A 15,607-nucleotide genomic window follows, 5' to 3' on the forward strand; every position below is an offset into this window, starting at 1 on the left:
ATTCATAATAATTAAATTATAGACAGCCTGTGCAAATGACTATAACCTTATAGTCTAAACATGTATTAAGCATAAAGTGGTTTAATAAAAGGCTAAGCGTGAAAGTGACACAAATAATCGATGATATAGGTGATAAAAAAGACGGGTTTGCAAAAGCGAGCACTGCATCACCACGCAATCTTGCCAAGGCACAAACGCGTAACGCGATAATGAAAAGCGCTTTGCGTCTATATAGCAGTGAAGGCAGCGCAGGCATGAGTATGAATAAAGTCGCCAAAGGCGCAGGGATTGCGCAGCCAAGTTTTTATAATCATTTTGCAAGCTTAGATGAGCTGCAACAGCAGCTAAGCGCGCAGCTCAAAGACAATTATCTCTCGCCCATGCGCGCCGCTTGGATAACAATGATTAAAGATTATGCTTGGCTCAGTGAGACTCAGTTCAACCAGCGCTGTGAGCAATGTCTTAACCACATCTTTGATGCCGCCTTCATTAATATCGACTTATTTCAGCGCTTAAACGAGGATCGTCTGCGCTGTGGCCCCACTACAAAACTCAGTACAAAACCCAGCTTAGAACTCAGTATAGAACTCAGTACAAAACCTAGGAAAGAAAATCAGCTGTCTACAAGCAGCGGCTTGAGTCATTTAATCAATGAGATACAACAAGAGTGGACGCAGATATTTGTCGAAGGTCTGACGTTATCTGACTGTGATTTTGAGGCTTCTGAAGTCAATTTGTGTGTCGATATTGCCTCAGCGCAAGTCCATGAGCTGATACTAGGCTGTCATCAGCAGCGCTATACTCGAGGTCAAGCCATCACCATCTTATGTCAAAACTTAAATGCTTTATTCATTCGTTTTTGGCAAAAACACAGCGTTTAAAGATAGCGTTTAAAGATAGCGTTTAAAAAACAAAGTTTAAGGCTGGATGTAAAACCTAAGCTCGTATCTAGCAATATTTTAACCCAGTACATTCTAGCGGTCTTACACTGGAATAAGAGTCAACGACAAGGAAGTTAAACTATGATTAAAAGTATCCGTGAAAATAAAAGCAAAGACGCAAGCACAGCGGGTGAACAAACTCACTTTAGGACCTGCAACTTGTGTGAAGCGATGTGCGGTATCGTCGTCAAGCATGATGGCGAAAAGGTGCTGTCTATCAAGGGCGATAAGGACGATCCATTCTCCAAAGGCTATATCTGCCCAAAAGCCACCGCTTTGCAAGATTTGCACGAAGATCCTGATCGCTTGCGCCATCCTGTCGAGCGTACTGCTGATGGCTGGAAAAAGATCAGTTGGGGTGAGGCGTTAGACAAAGTCGCGGCCGGCATACAGTCCATACAAAAAAAGTATGGCAACAACGCTTTTGGCGTCTATCTAGGTAACCCTAACGTGCACAACTTAGGCGGTATGCTCACCATTAAGCATCTATTAGGCAGCATCAAGACTCGCACTCGTTTCTCAGCCACCTCTATCGATCAGCTGCCGCATCATATTATTAGCCTGCATCTGTTCGGTCACATGCTGCGTATCCCTGTGCCTGATGTCAATCGTACTCAGCACATGCTGATCATCGGTGGCAATCCGCTAGCCTCTAACGGCAGTATCATGACCGCCGCAAACATGCGCCAAAAGCTAAAAGATATCAAAGCTCGCGATGGCAAAGTAGTGGTCATCGACCCAAGACGTACCGAGACGGCTGATATCGCCAGCGAGCATCACTTTATCCGTCCGGCGACTGATGTGTTACTGCTCCTTGCGATGCTCAATGAAATTTATGCGCAAGGCTACGCCAAAAAGGCACGTGTCAATAATAGAGCCGCTGACCTCGCTCCGGAGATTGAGCGCATGGCAGACTTCGCTAAAGGTTATAGCGCAGAATCCGTCGCGCCGATTACTGGCATCGCCGCTGATGAAATTAAGCGGCTGGTCAAAGAGTTTTGTGAGGCTGAAACCTCAGTGTGCTATAGCCGTATGGGCGTCTCGGTGCAAGAGTTTGGCTTATTAAGTCAATATATAGTGATGATTATCAATATCGTCACAGGGCGCTTGGATGAGGTCGGCGGCCTGATGTTCCCAAACCCTGCCGTCAACGTAGTGCAAAACACGGGTCCTGGCTATTTGGGTAAACGTCACAGCCGCGTCAGTAATCTACCTGACTTCAACGGTGAGTATCCGGTAGCAGCGATGGCAGATGAGATGTTAGTCGAGGGCGAAGGGCAGCTCAAAGGCTTTTTGTGTGTGGCGGGTAATCCGGTGCTCAGTACACCCAATGGCGAAAAGCTAGATCAAGCGTTTGAGAGTTTGGAGTTTATGGTATGCTTTGACTATTATGTGACGGAGACCAGCCGCCACGCCAATATCATCTTACCGCCAGTCTCAGCGCTTGAGCGCGATCATTATGATGTCACCTTTAATGGCTTTGCTACCCACAATGTCGCTAAATACTCGCCTGTGCTATTTACTAAGCCCAAAGACGCTAAGCATGATTGGCAAATCTATATAGAGTTAGCTGAGCGTTTGGATAAGAATGCGCCTTTACCCCTCAAAGCTGAGCGCAAACTGATCCAAAAACTGGGGCCAAAGTTTATACTTGACCAAGGCCTAAAGCGTGGTCCTTATTATGGAATGAGTCTTAAAAAGCTCAAAAAATACCCTCACGGCATGGATTTAGGGCCACTAAAGCCGATGCTGCCAGAAGCCATCAAGCATAAAGATCAGCAAATCAATCTCAATGTTGATTTTTATCAAGCCGATCTTGCGCGGGTGGAGGAGATGATGGCAAGCTATGATGAGAGCCAGATCTTACTCATTGGGCGTCGTCATGTGCGCAGTAATAACTCTTGGCTACATAACAGTCATCGTCTCACCAAAGGTAAGTCGCGCTGTACACTGATGCTGCATCCTGATACCGCAAAGGCTCATAACATCGAAGACGGTCAAGAAGTCAAAGTCACCTCGCGTGTCGGTGAGGTCACTATCAACGCTGAGGTCACTGATGAGCTGATGCCAGGTGTGGTAAGTATTCCGCATGGCTTCGGTCATGGCCGTAAAGGCGTCAAACAAAAAATCGCTCAGGCGAATGCAGGCGTCAGTGTCAATGATTTGACTGATGATACGCTTATCGATGAGCTAAGCGGTAATGCAGCAGTCAATGGCGTACCGGTCACTCTGCAAGCGGTTGCGTTTGCCAGAGAGGATAATGAGGCGACAGTTAATGATAAAGTCGTGGCTTAAGGGGTATGTAGCACGCTACTCCTATTAAACGCTACTCCTATTAAACGCTACTCCTATTAAATGACAAACTGGCACTAAATCAAAAAAAGACGCTTATTTTAAATAGGCGTCTTTTTTATTTGTGTTGTTCTGGCATTTTTAACTTAGCACTTGCAGCATACGACTACTTATCGATGCCCACAAAATCAAACTGCACCTTTGGCATCTCATTCTGTATCAGCAGGCTAATGGCTTTAGCCGAGCCGCAAGCGTGTGTCCAGCCTAAAGTCCCGTGTCCGGTGTTCAGCCATAAATTATCAAAGGTTGCCGCGCTATTTTGACTACCGTGACGGACTTGACCTAAGTGCGCGCGGCCTATTAGCGGTACATTCGATGGCGTCATAGGCCGCAGTCCTGTCCAGTACTTAGCCGAACTAGCGATAATGCCTTTTGGAAAAATCTGCTGTACGCGCTCAGTAATGGCTTTGCAGCGAGTCATATTCAGATCCATGTTATAGCCATTAAACTCAGCGGTACCAGCCACGCGTAGCTTATCGCCAAGTCGCGACATCACTAGCTTGTACTCATCATCGATCAGGCTAACAAAAGGCGCTAAATGCGGCGCGCGCGGATTGATGCGGTAGGTGGCAGAATAACCTTTGGCCGGAAATATCGGCAGATCAATATTTAAAGGTTTGGTTAAAGGCACACTATAACTACCTAGTGCGATCACGAAGCTATCGGCGCTAAAAGTCTGTGCGTTCTCGCCGGCAGGACGAATAGTAATACTATGCACATGCGGGCACTGCGAGTGCGCGTCGGTATTCAAAGCCACAATATCAGTATCGTATAGAAAGCTGACGCCTGCTTGCTTACACTTGGCCGCTAATCGCTGAGTAAATAGATGGGCATTACCAGACTCATCACGGCTAGTATAAGTTGCGCCAATAAGCTTGTGTGCGATAGGGTATAGCGCAGGCTCTAGGCTTGCGGCAGTATTGACACTGATGAAATGACGCTCGCAGCCGAGCTCTTGCATACGCTCGGTCGGTGCAACGGCGGCATCGAACTCTGCTTGGCTCGTATAAAAGTGCATGATACCGCGTGTTTGCTGCTCGTATTCGATATCGATGCTACGTCTGAGCTGCTGTAGAGCTGTGCGTGAATAAAGCCCTAGATGGAGCATTTGCACTAGATTGGCATCGGCGCGATCCGCGCGGCACTCCTTTAAGAACTGCATCGCCCATTTTAGCTGCGCTTTATCCGCACGCAGACGATAAAGAAGTGGCGCATCTTCACGAAACAACCATTTGAGTGCCTTGATTGGCGTTTTAGGGTTAGCCCAAGGGGTGGCGTGAGAAACTGAGATCTGCCCGCCATTGGCAAATGACGTCTGCATCCCAGCGGCTGACTCGCGCTCAATAACGGTAACTTGATAGCCCGCCTTTTGTAAATACCAAGCAGTTGTCACGCCTACTACGCCTGCTCCGAGTACCGCAATATGGCTCATAAGTAAAAAGTCTCTAGTCGACTGTCGTCAGAGTATATAAGTATAGTAGTCACTACAAATAAGGCGCGACGTTTTATAGCAGATCGACTGTAAGTCGGGTCTATTGAAAGTCGGCTACAAAGTCAGCTACTGCGGACGCGCCACATCAGCCTGCAAGGCAGCTGGCAGATCCAAAATAGTCATCTCACTATCTGCTAACTGCTCTGGACGCGCAACGACCAAAGCTTCAAAACCATTATCGCCTGCCGCTATCGCATTAACGACTTGTATCTTACCCAGCTTTTCACCTGCTGCCGGCGTATCGCCTGTACCTTTTACATAATGCAGAAAAGCTTTTGGCGCCGCTTTAAAGTAAATACGCGCGATAACTTCTTGACCCAAATAGCAGCCTTTATCATAGTCCATACCGCCGCGCTGATGTAGGCGCAGCTCTTGTGGTTGGAATTGATTTTGCGTCGCCGCTACTATCCAGTAGTTACCTGTAGCGATGCTGGTCTGCATCCAAGCTTGCGTCTCCTCGGCAGTATTATGCTCGTCTTTATGACTAAAGGTAGGCTCATCCGCCACTATGCAAGGATAAATCGGCGTTGGTGCACTGGTCTCAAATTTAGAAAAAACACCAAACTTATTGAGATGAGTTTGCAAGGCTTCAGCGCAGTCGCTACTTAGAACGACATCAAACTGATTTTCGTCCTGTTTTTTTATCCAAAGCCCGAACTCTATACGCCCTTTTAAATTACTTAGTGCGGTCGGCTGGAAGCTCAGTCCAAGCTTAGTCACATCAGAGGTAATCTGGCCTTGCAAAAACTTTTCTGCATCTTCACCTTGCAGGGTCAGTTGGACAAAGGCGGGCAGCTGATTTTGATCAGATATGGACGTTGCGTCACTCATTGGTATTCCTATTATAGTTTTTGATTGATGAGGTTTGAATTATTCTAATGAACAGCTAAAAGGCCTCAGCAGAGTAGCATAAAACCTGAGCTCAAAAAACATCATGATTATCTTTTACATTGGGTGTTATTAGTGATTTTCAAGCCAAAGCAATACAGGCGCTCATTGGTCAAAGATAGCGACTTACGCTACAATGAGCAATAGAGAGATAATTTTATACTTTATTGATAATACGCCCAGTATAGTGGCGGTCATATCGCCAATAAGAATGACTAATGAGACAACTATGAGCTTACCCAATTGCCCCAAATGTGATGCAGATTATACCTACGAAGATGGCGCGCTCCTAGTGTGCCCGATGTGCGCTCATGAGTGGACAGCCGCCGAAGCGGATGCGGCTCAGAATCAAGCTGAGGAAGACAGCATCGTACGTGACGCTGTCGGTAATGAGCTGCAAGATGGTGATGCGGTAACGGTCATTCGTGATTTAAAAGTCAAAGGTGCGTCAACCTCCATTAAAGTCGGCACAAAAGTCAAAAGTATTCGCTTGCTTGATGATCCGGTAGATGGTCACGATATTGACTGTAAAGTGGATGGCTTTGGGCAAATGAAGCTCAAATCGTCAGTGGTGAAAAAAGCTTAAAGCGAATATAAAGTCAGCTAGCCGGTTACTTTGCCAAGCTCACTAGTCGCGAGTTAATTGAGCCTCTAGTGCGCCCATGCTGCGTCATTAGCGTGCTAATAGAGCTGCCTTTATCGAAAGATTTGGCTAACTGCTGATCCTCATCATCGCTCCAAGGCGTTCCGGCGTTGGCAGACATAGCGCACAACCCATTATCGATTTATGTTTACATTTATTTATACTTCCTGTTAGCGAGTCTGATAGGAAATAAATTATCTAAAATATTTCCATTCAACTGTCCTAAGTAAACCAAAACCAAGCAAGACTAAAAATAAACTTCAATACAATAATAGAGACTAATTATGAGTACTAAAAACGAACAACTCTTTGCCCAAGCCCGCAAGCACATTCCAGGCGGCGTCAACTCGCCAGTCCGTGCTTTTGCTGGGGTGGGCGGTACGCCAGTGTTTATGCACAAGGCCTCTGGCAGCAAGATTTATGACACTGAAGATAACGCTTATATCGATTATATTGGCTCATGGGGGCCAATGATTTTAGGGCATGCGCATCCTAAAGTGATTGACGCGGTCAAAAAAGCCGCCGATGATGGGCTAAGCTTTGGGACGCCAACCCCATTTGAGACGACGGTTGCTGATAAAATCTGCGAGATCGTGCCAAGTGTTGAGATGGTGCGTATGACCAGCTCTGGTACTGAGGCGACGATGAGCGCTATTCGCCTAGCACGCGGCTATACGGGCCGTGACAATATCGTTAAGTTCGAGGGCTGCTATCACGGCCACTCTGATAGCTTATTGGTCAAAGCCGGCTCTGGTATGCTCGATATCGGTGAGCCAACCTCAAAGGGCGTACCTGCTGACTTTGCTAAGCATACGATTACTTTGCCTTATAACGATCCACAAGCGATCAAAGACTGCTTTGAGAAGTGGGGCGATACTATTGCCTGCGTTATCGTGGAGCCGATCGCAGGCAATATGAATATGGTCATTCCTGAGCAAGCCTTCCACGATACTCTACGCCAAGAGTGCACGGCTCATGGCGCGGTGCTTATCTTTGATGAAGTTATGACCGGTTTTCGCGTTGGTCTTGGCGGCGCGCAAGGGCACTTTAATATTCAGCCTGATTTGACATGCTTTGGTAAAATCATTGGCGCAGGCTTGCCTGTTGGCGCTTTTGGCGGTAAGCGTGAGATTATGGAATGCATCGCGCCGATGGGCGGTGTCTATCAAGCAGGTACGTTATCAGGTAATCCGCTAGCGATGCGCGCGGGTATCGCTATGTTTGAAGATTTGACGGTTGCTGGATTTTATGATGAGCTCGCGGCTAAAGTTGATAAGCTAGTCGATGGTATTCAAGCGGCAGCTGATAAGCACGGTATTCACTTGCGTACTAACAAGCTAGGCGGCATGTTCGGTATTTTCTTTGTCAAAGACAGTCAGACCCCAACGCCGCACAATTTTGATGATGTGACCGCTTGCGATATGGATAAATTCAATACTTTCTTCCACGGTATGCTCGATCGCGGTATCTACTTAGCGCCTTCTGCGTATGAAGCAGGGTTTATGTCGATTAAGCATAGCAGCGATGATTTGGATAAATCGATACAGGCGGCCGATGAGATCTTTGCAGAGATAGCAAAGGCCTAAACGCAATGTCTTAAAGCTAAAAAAGCCAACATCGTCAGAGGTGTTGGCTTTTTTTATGTCTCATATATGATGCTAACTGCAGTAGCTACTTTGCGCGTTTATCGTACTTAATATCTCTTAAACTTAGATTGCCGCGCAAGACGTCGGTATACATACGAAAATCGCTGACAAAGCTTTTTAGCGGAAACTTAAAAGAGGCCGGTTTGTTTTTTTCAAAGAAAAAATGACCGACCCAAGCGCAGCCGTAGCCTGCAGCAATACCTTTGAGTAAAGGTTTGGGCGAGCGGGTTTGGATAGACTTTGCTAGCCCTAATAGACCAAAGCTACTACCTGCAAAGTGCAGACGGCGACAGGCCATGTTTTGATGCTCTTCTAAATAAAAATCATAGAAGTTTTGTTGCACCTTTTGCTTAGTTTCTGTCATTTCTTGACGATTTTGATTCGCTAGATGCTGATCAGTGCGAGCGGCGTTACTATCATGAGTAGTTTGCGCAGTAGTAGTTTGGGTATTGTTTTGAGTATTATGTCGAATAGTCATAGTAGCTTCCTTTGCTAAAATTATCTTAACTACAATCTTGATTTGGGCTTTATTTAATGGCCTATAAACATGAGTAGTTGTGCTTAAGTCCTTGTTCTATAAAGTATATGACTAAGTTTTAATGTAGCAAACTGTGCTCCGCAATACTAGCATCACGGATTACTTGAAAGTCAGTTTTACACAACCTTTCGGTAAAGGCTCGCGTTGTTTGCTAGGATTTGGCATAAATGCTTTAATAAGCACTTTTACTGATAGCGCTATTTAGCGTTTGCTAATCTTTATGATGCCAACTTAATATTAGCACTTATCTCAAACTTTTTATTTCATCCACAGTTACGGTAACGCCACTTTATGCCCACTAATTACCTTGAAAACCCGCCCCTTGCCGAAAACGAGCTTATGGCAGCGATAGATATCGGTTCCAATAGTTTTCACTTAGCTATTGGCCGGCTCGATCATGGCGAGGTACGTAAAGTCGTCTCTATGTCTGAAAAAGTGCAGCTGGCAGCGGGACTCGATGAGCATAACATCCTCAGCGCCGAAGCGGTGCGCCGAGGACTTGATTGTCTGAGCCGTTTTACCGCGCGCTTAGACTCGGTATCGCCAGAGCGAGTGCGTATTGTCGCGACCAACGCTCTACGCCAAGCCAAAAACGCCGATGACTTCATTGCTCGCGCCAATGAGATTTTGCCCAATCCCATTGAGATTATTGCCGGACGTGAAGAGGCGCGGCTGATTCATTTAGGCGTGTCGCACACTAATGCTAGTAGCGATAAACGCTTAGTGATAGATATCGGCGGCGGCTCGACTGAATTTATTATCGGTACAGGGTTTGAGCCGTTATTGACAGAGAGTTTGCAGATGGGCTGTGTGGCCTTTACCAAAAAATTCTTCGCTGATGGACAAATCACGGATAAAGCTTTTACGACTGCTATCGCAGCGGCGCGCAAGGAAGTGCTCGCTATCAGCGGTCAATACCAAAAGGCAGGATGGACGAGCGTTATCGGCTCAAGTGGTACCATCAAGGCGGTGCGTAATGTCTTAGTGTCCAAAGGCTGGGCCAATGAGCAAGAGTGCATCACTTACGAAGGGGTCAAAAAATTAGAAAAACTACTGATCTCTATTGGCGATGTCAAAGGCATTGAGCTTGAGGGCGTAAAAGAGCACCGAAAAGCGGTGTTCCCGGCAGGGGTAGCAGTACTGCGAGCCTTGATGAAGGTGCTCGGTATAGAGACTCTTGCCTACTCTGATGGGGCGCTGCGTGAGGGCGTGATGTACGATATGCTCGGACGCTTTGCGAGCGAAGATGTGCGTGACCGTAGCGTACTGGCCTTGATTAAGCGCTATTCAGTGGACAAAAAACAAGCTCGGCAAGTGGTTAGAACCAGTCGTCATCTCTTCAGGCAAGTGCAAGATGACTTGCAGCTCAGCAATGATGATGGCGATTTGTTAAGGCGAGCGGCCTACTTACATGAGATAGGCTTAGCGATTAGTCATAGCAACTACCATCGTCACAGCGCTTATTTACTAGAAAATTCCGACATTCCAGGCTTTTCGCAAGTCGATCAAAAACGGATGGCGCAGCTGGTGCTCAGTCATAGACGTAAGCTAAAAAGTGACATGCTTGAGCAGACTTGCCAACTTGGCGGCGAGCAGCTGTTATATTTGTGTTTGCTCTTGAGGCTTGCTGTCTCCGCGCATCATAGCCGTAGCGAGTATGATCTACCTTTGATGGAGCTGGTCATAACAGACGCTACGCATTGGCAGATAACCGTTAGCACTGATAAAAAACACTATGCGTTTTTGTACTCGGATCTCTATGCTGACATTGAGCAGTTTGCAAAATGGGGTATTGAGCTTAGTGTCATTGAAAGCTAGATTGAAACTAGTTTTCTCTAAAAAAGCTAAGGTATCGACACTGCCATAACGCTCAAGGTGTGCTACTATAGTTTAATTGAGTTTACACTTGTACTGATATTTTTTATAAAACCCATAAGGATAAGTCTATGAGTACTGTTTGGGACAGCGTACAGCTGGCACGACACGCAAAACGTCCACTGTTTATGGACTATGTCAATCAGCTATTTACAGAGTTTGATGAGCTGCATGGTGACCGCGCTTTTGCCGATGACAAAGCGATTTTGGGCGGTTTGGCCCGTTTTAATGGTCAGCCTGTGATGGTCATCGGTCAGCACCGGGGCCGTAGTACCCGCGAGCGCATTGCTCATAACTTCGGTATGGCCAATCCTGAGGGTTATCGCAAGATGATTCGGTTGGCGAAGATGGCTGAGCGCTTTAACATTCCGCTTATGAGCTTTGTCGATACCCAAGGCGCGTACCCTGGTATCGGCGCTGAGGAGCGCGGCCAAGCGCAAGCGATCGCTGAGAGTATCGCTGTGTTTACTAGCCTAAAAGCACCTATCATCGTCACTATTATAGGCGAGGGTGGTTCAGGCGGGGCACTAGCGATTGGGGTTGGCGATAGAGTCAATATGCTACAAAACAGTATCTATTCAGTCATCTCTCCTGAAGGCTGTGCTTCTATTCTTTGGAAAACCGCTGAAAAAGCGCAAGATGCCAGCGAAGCCTTAAAACTAAACGCCGTTAACCTTTACCAAATGGGCTTGATTGATGCTGTCATCGATGAAGGCGAGGGCGCGCATGTGCAGCCGCAGCCGGTAATGGAGGCGTTAAAGACGTTGTTAGAAGAGCAACTGGCTGAGATAGTTGATATGGATGCTGATGAGCGCTGTGAGCAGCGTTATCAAAAGCTAAAATCATTTGATTCAGAAGTGATGTTGCCTGGCTAGTTTTGTTCTAAAAGGCTTTGATGAGCAGTGCGCTTTTAGCTTAATAGACTGACTTAATGCTAAACTAAAACGTACTAATTATTAGTGCGTTTTTTTTGCTGCCTGATTATTATAGTCAGGGCGAGTTTCAGATGATAGATATAGTCGAACCACTATTAAAGTGTTACAGCGTTAGACTCGTTTAGCCTACTACTGTAGTACTTGCACTCGTCTGCCTTGTACCACTTTTAATATTGATTGACTATAGTAAGAATAACTATGACTAATAGCGCTATTAAGCCTTATCCAATCAAACCTATAGCCGACTTAGCTATCGATGCGCAGTTGGCAGCGGCAGTGTTAAGGAGTCTAGCGGATTATCATCAGCAGCTACTGGGCCGGCGAATTTGGCTCGCGTGTAGCGGTGGCCGCGATTCTTTGGCCCTAGCTGCGCTATGTGTACAGCTTTATCAGCAAGACAGGCTGCTTTTTTTGCCGCAGCTGTTACATGTCGATCATGGCTTGCAAATTGATAGTTCAATTTGGGCCAGCCATGTTGCTGATTGGGCCGCCGCTCAGCAGCTTTCTTGTACTATTTTAAAGGCTCAAGTACAAGGCCAAGATGAACAAGCCGCGCGGCAAGCTCGCTATCGCGTCATGCGAGAGTATATCAATCAAGGTGACGTGTTAATGCTCGCGCATCATGCCGATGACCAAGCGGAGACCGTACTGATGCGCCTGATTCAAGGCGCAGGGATTAAAGGTCTAGCTGCCATGCAGCCTTGGCGCGAGCACCTACATCAACATCAAAGCCAGCAAGGCCAGCATTATGCACTATGGCGGCCTTGGCTGACGGTGACGCGCGCTGCGATTAGCGATTATGCTAAGCAGCTGCAGCTGCCTTATATCGACGATCCGACCAACGCGAGCGGTGATAATGTGCGTAGCGGTTTACGCCGTGATATTATGCCCAAACTTGTTAGTTATAATGCGAATGTCATAGGCAACGTTGCTCGTAGCGCGCAACTGCTTAGTGAAGCGCAAGCGATAGTAGAGGCGCAAGCTGAGCAAGATCTGCAGACGACAGCTATTAAGTCGCTTGAGTTTGCTAGCGTTCAGCGGGTATTAGCTATCGATAAGCTGCATGGCTTATCGACGCCAAGACAAAAGCAGCTACTGCACTATTGGCTAGCGCAAGATGAGCCGCTACCGCCGAGCAAGCAGTTAATCGATGATGTCTACGCGCTTACTCAGCGGCAAGATAACGATCATCAAACCGAGCTTGACTGGCACGCACACTTGCAACACTACCGCATCTATCGCTTTCGTCAGCAGCTATATCGTTTAAGCTGCGACTTTGTCGATTGGCTGGCATCAGCGACGCTTGAGCACCGCTATGATTTGTCAAAAAGTTTAGCTGTTGATATTCGTAAAAGTAGAGATACAGGCTATCTTTGGCAGCTACAAATTGATCTGACTAAAGCGGGTATTAGGGCGGATAGGGAGCTATACCAAGAGCTTATAGATAATGAAACCAGCCTTAAGATAACGCCATTAGATCGACTGTGTAAAGTACAAACCACGACAATGGGCCGAGCACAAGCGGGTAAGAAGCTCTATCAAACGCTAGCCATTCCTGTATGGCTGCGCAGTAGCTTAGTGGTGGTCAGTGCAGTTGTAACAGATATGGATATGAGCAATGAGAATAGTGCTGATACAAAAGTAGAGGTACCATTGCTGCTTTTGTCACCGTTTCAGAGCTGGAGGTTAAAAAGCGATTTATCTTCTAACAACCTTGCCGATACATTAACTTTGTTAAGCGAAGCTTGTGTTAATGCTTTGCAAAAAGTGCGCAAACCCTACGCCTGCGAATTTATCAAACGACAATAATGGCAGTATGCTAAACTAGACCCCATTTTAGCGCTATCACTTTGAATACTTTTGACTATTTCTAACAAAGTTATATTAGAAATTGCTATTAGGAGACTATGATGTCACAACAAAATAATAACTCAGTTCTCAATAATAAAAAAATAAGCTTTATCGGTGGCGGTAATATGGCGCAGGCGCTAATCAGTGGTCTGGTTGGCTGCGGTGTCAAGCCTGAGATGATTACTGTTGCCGACCCAAGCGCTGATATCCGTCAGCAGCTGGGCGCAAAAGGTCTTAAAACAGTCGATCCAACCGCTGATGCTACCACTGCAGTAAAAGACGCGGATCTAGTCGTCCTTGCTGTAAAGCCGCAAGTGATGAAAGCGGTCGTTAGCGGCTTCACTGATGTGCTCGATAAGCAATTAGTTATGTCAGTAGCTGCGGGTCTATCAACAGAGCTTTTAGCGAATATGCTTGGCGGCTACCAAAATATCATCCGTGCTATGCCTAATACGCCGGCGATGATACAGATGGGCGCAACCGGTCTATATGCAACTGATAGCATCAGTGAGCCGCAAAAGCAGCTGGCCACAGCGGCTATGGAGGCCTCAGGTCTGGTTATGTGGGTGGAAGATGAAGAGCATCTACATGCGGTGACAGCGGTGTCGGGTTCAGCGCCTGCTTATATGTTCTACTTCCTAGAGTCAATGATCGATCGCGGCGTGGCGCTAGGTCTAGATAACGAACAAGCCTCAAGCCTTGCTATGCAAACGATGCTAGGCGCGGCGAAGATGGCGATGGGTAGCGATGACACCCCGGCCGAGCTACGTCGCAAAGTGACTTCACCAAATGGCACCACGCAAGCGGCGATTGAGTCTATGCAAGCTGATGAGGTCGGTCGTCAGATAGGCGAGGCGATGCAAGCTTGTTATGATCGCAGTCAAGCGCTTAGCGAAGAGATGAAATAAAACCGCGCTAGTATTTTTATGTCGACACTTTGAGTAGCCTTTAATGAACAACGTACTATTACAGATTTTTGATTTGGTCACCACCTTTGCGATGCTGCTGATCTTTATCCGCTTTATGCTACAGTTTGCGGGAATGGATGCGCGCGATCCTATGATTGCGCCGGCTTATAGAGCCACCCATATCGTTGATGTGTTTGGCCGTATCTTTCCGACTTTAGGGGGCGGACGCATCAGTGTTGCCGCCATCGTGTTGATGTTTTTGATTCGATTGATTGACATCTCTGGTAAGGCGGCCTTGATGCAAAGAGGGATTGCACCGATTCCGCTATTTTTTCAGGGTACACTCAGTCTGATTTTAGACTTTTTAAGATTGAGTCGTTATCTCATTATCGGTTCTATTGTGGTTAGCTGGATTGTAGTCTTTACTCAGTCCTCGCATCCGATTATCGGTATTATCATGCGTTTGGCTGAGCCGATATTAGCACCATTTCGCCGTATCACACCGAATTTAGGCATGCTTGATCTATCACCTATCATTGCTTTTTTTGCTATTTATTTAATGGAGATAATGGTCGGAGCCATCGCAGCGAGCTTGATGCCGATGCTAGGCTAAGTTTTTAATATGCCTTAATATATTAAAAGCCCTACATCATCTGTCATGAGTGTAGGGCTTTTTGTTATGCAGTTATTAGAGTCAAACTTTATGCACCTGTCAACTTTCAGCTTTCACAAAGCGATTAGGTATCAGCTGCGCTTGCACATTATCGGGATGAGGGTCATCCGCCGCTTTTAAAGTCTGAGTAATCCAAGTATCAGCCGCTTTTACCGCTTCCACTATCTGATCGCCCATCGCTAAGCGCCCAGCTATATAGCTGGCAAGTGAGCAGCCAGAGCCATGAAACTCACCCTCTAAGCGCGGTAGCACGCTTTTATGTACCATCTCACCTGCTATATATAGATACTGTTCAATATCACCGCTGTCGAAATCATGTGAGGTTTTGACGAGTACCGCATGCGTGCCATTATCACAGAGCTTTTTTGCACCGGTATGTAAGTCCTGCTCACCGCTTAAAGCGCGCAGCTCATGAGTATTTGGCGTAATTAAAGTCGCGTAGGGTAGGAGCTGCTCAAATGCCGCTACCAAAGTCGCCTCATCACCTAAGCTGCCACCACTATTGGCGACGAGTACTGGATCAAGCACGAAGGGGGTGTTTTTTTTAACCACCTTATTAGCGAATAACCGAGTCAGCATTTTTATATTATCCGTTGTGCCAAGCATGCCCGATTTGATCGCTGTAACTGGCAAATCGTTGAGCACTGCCATCGCTTGATCTCTGACTAATTCGGAGTTACAAGGCTCAAAGCCCAAGACTTGCTGCGAGCTTTGGACGGTAATAGCGGTGCAAGCAACAGTAGCATGAGCGCCTGCTTGCCCGATGGCTTCGATGTCGGCTTGCAAGCCTGCTCCGCCAGAAGGGTCTAAACCTGAAAAACAAAGGACGACTGGACGCATAAGGTTTCCTTAGAGTTATTGGTGT

General features: G+C 46.7%; 14 protein-coding genes. 9 read left to right on the forward strand and 5 right to left on the reverse strand.

Features of this window, described 5'->3' with window-relative positions; genetic code table 11:
* Positions 1 to 98 precede the first annotated feature (98 nt).
* Both I3248_RS01860 and I3248_RS01865 read left to right on the forward strand, forming a co-directional pair.
* Positions 99 to 881: a TetR/AcrR family transcriptional regulator gene (locus tag I3248_RS01860; protein WP_238062326.1), complete on the forward strand. Its 783-nt coding sequence runs from the start codon at positions 99 to 101 to the stop codon at positions 879 to 881.
* A gap of 141 nt (positions 882 to 1,022) precedes the next feature.
* Positions 1,023 to 3,236, forward strand: a complete 2,214-nt coding sequence (locus tag I3248_RS01865) for a molybdopterin oxidoreductase family protein (protein WP_238062327.1) — start codon at positions 1,023 to 1,025, stop codon at positions 3,234 to 3,236.
* 163 nt (positions 3,237 to 3,399) lie between these two features.
* On the opposite strand, the gene I3248_RS01870 is transcribed toward I3248_RS01865, so the two are convergent.
* Positions 3,400 to 4,725 carry a D-amino acid dehydrogenase gene (locus tag I3248_RS01870; protein ID WP_238062328.1) on the reverse strand — a complete coding sequence of 442 codons (1,326 nt, stop codon included), beginning with the start codon at positions 4,723 to 4,725 and terminating at the stop codon, positions 3,400 to 3,402.
* Between the two features lie 126 nt (positions 4,726 to 4,851).
* Positions 4,852 to 5,616 carry a folate-binding Fe/S cluster repair protein gene (locus I3248_RS01875; RefSeq protein WP_238062329.1) on the reverse strand — a complete coding sequence of 255 codons (765 nt, stop codon included), beginning with the start codon at positions 5,614 to 5,616 and terminating at the stop codon, positions 4,852 to 4,854.
* 286 nt (positions 5,617 to 5,902) lie between these two features.
* Here I3248_RS01875 and I3248_RS01880 point away from each other — a divergent pair, with 286 nt between their 5' ends.
* Positions 5,903 to 6,259: a zinc ribbon domain-containing protein YjdM gene (locus tag I3248_RS01880; protein ID WP_025645522.1), complete on the forward strand. Its 357-nt coding sequence runs from the start codon at positions 5,903 to 5,905 to the stop codon at positions 6,257 to 6,259.
* 25 nt (positions 6,260 to 6,284) lie between these two features.
* Here the strand turns inward: I3248_RS01880 and I3248_RS01885 are convergent, their stop codons facing one another.
* Positions 6,285 to 6,437: a hypothetical protein gene (locus I3248_RS01885; protein ID WP_238062330.1), complete on the reverse strand. Its 153-nt coding sequence runs from the start codon at positions 6,435 to 6,437 to the stop codon at positions 6,285 to 6,287.
* Between the two features lie 163 nt (positions 6,438 to 6,600).
* Between I3248_RS01885 and hemL the strand changes: the two genes are divergently transcribed.
* Positions 6,601 to 7,902 carry a glutamate-1-semialdehyde 2,1-aminomutase gene (gene hemL, locus I3248_RS01890; RefSeq protein WP_201611387.1) on the forward strand — a complete coding sequence of 434 codons (1,302 nt, stop codon included), beginning with the start codon at positions 6,601 to 6,603 and terminating at the stop codon, positions 7,900 to 7,902.
* An 85-nt stretch (positions 7,903 to 7,987) separates the two neighbouring features.
* On the opposite strand, the gene I3248_RS01895 is transcribed toward hemL, so the two are convergent.
* Positions 7,988 to 8,326: a DUF962 domain-containing protein gene (locus I3248_RS01895; protein WP_238062352.1), complete on the reverse strand. Its 339-nt coding sequence runs from the start codon at positions 8,324 to 8,326 to the stop codon at positions 7,988 to 7,990.
* A 465-nt stretch (positions 8,327 to 8,791) separates the two neighbouring features.
* Between I3248_RS01895 and ppx the strand changes: the two genes are divergently transcribed.
* The 5 genes from ppx to I3248_RS01920 all read left to right on the forward strand — a co-directional run bounded on the left by ppx (position 8,792) and on the right by I3248_RS01920 (position 14,682).
* Entirely contained in the window at positions 8,792 to 10,318 is a 1,527-nt protein-coding gene (gene ppx / locus I3248_RS01900; RefSeq protein ID WP_238062331.1) for an exopolyphosphatase, read from the forward strand.
* Between the two features lie 128 nt (positions 10,319 to 10,446).
* A complete protein-coding gene (locus tag I3248_RS01905; protein ID WP_025645513.1) occupies positions 10,447 to 11,250 on the forward strand; it encodes an acetyl-CoA carboxylase carboxyltransferase subunit alpha in 804 nt (267 codons plus the stop codon).
* A gap of 258 nt (positions 11,251 to 11,508) precedes the next feature.
* Positions 11,509 to 13,119, forward strand: coding sequence for a tRNA lysidine(34) synthetase TilS (gene tilS / locus I3248_RS01910; protein WP_238062332.1), 1,611 nt, complete (start codon positions 11,509 to 11,511; stop codon positions 13,117 to 13,119).
* A gap of 101 nt (positions 13,120 to 13,220) precedes the next feature.
* On the forward strand, positions 13,221 to 14,069 hold the full coding sequence (gene proC / locus I3248_RS01915; protein WP_025645508.1) for a pyrroline-5-carboxylate reductase: 849 nt from the start codon (positions 13,221 to 13,223) through the stop codon (positions 14,067 to 14,069).
* Between the two features lie 43 nt (positions 14,070 to 14,112).
* Positions 14,113 to 14,682, forward strand: coding sequence for a YggT family protein (locus tag I3248_RS01920; protein WP_201600735.1), 570 nt, complete (start codon positions 14,113 to 14,115; stop codon positions 14,680 to 14,682).
* Positions 14,683 to 14,781: 99 nt separating this feature from the next.
* On the opposite strand, the gene I3248_RS01925 is transcribed toward I3248_RS01920, so the two are convergent.
* Positions 14,782 to 15,582: a hydroxymethylpyrimidine/phosphomethylpyrimidine kinase gene (locus I3248_RS01925; RefSeq protein ID WP_238062333.1), complete on the reverse strand. Its 801-nt coding sequence runs from the start codon at positions 15,580 to 15,582 to the stop codon at positions 14,782 to 14,784.
* Positions 15,583 to 15,607: the final 25 nt, after the last annotated feature.

Source organism: Psychrobacter sp. Ps3 (assembly GCF_022129275.1).
Lineage (GTDB): Bacteria > Pseudomonadota > Gammaproteobacteria > Pseudomonadales > Moraxellaceae > Psychrobacter > Psychrobacter submarinus.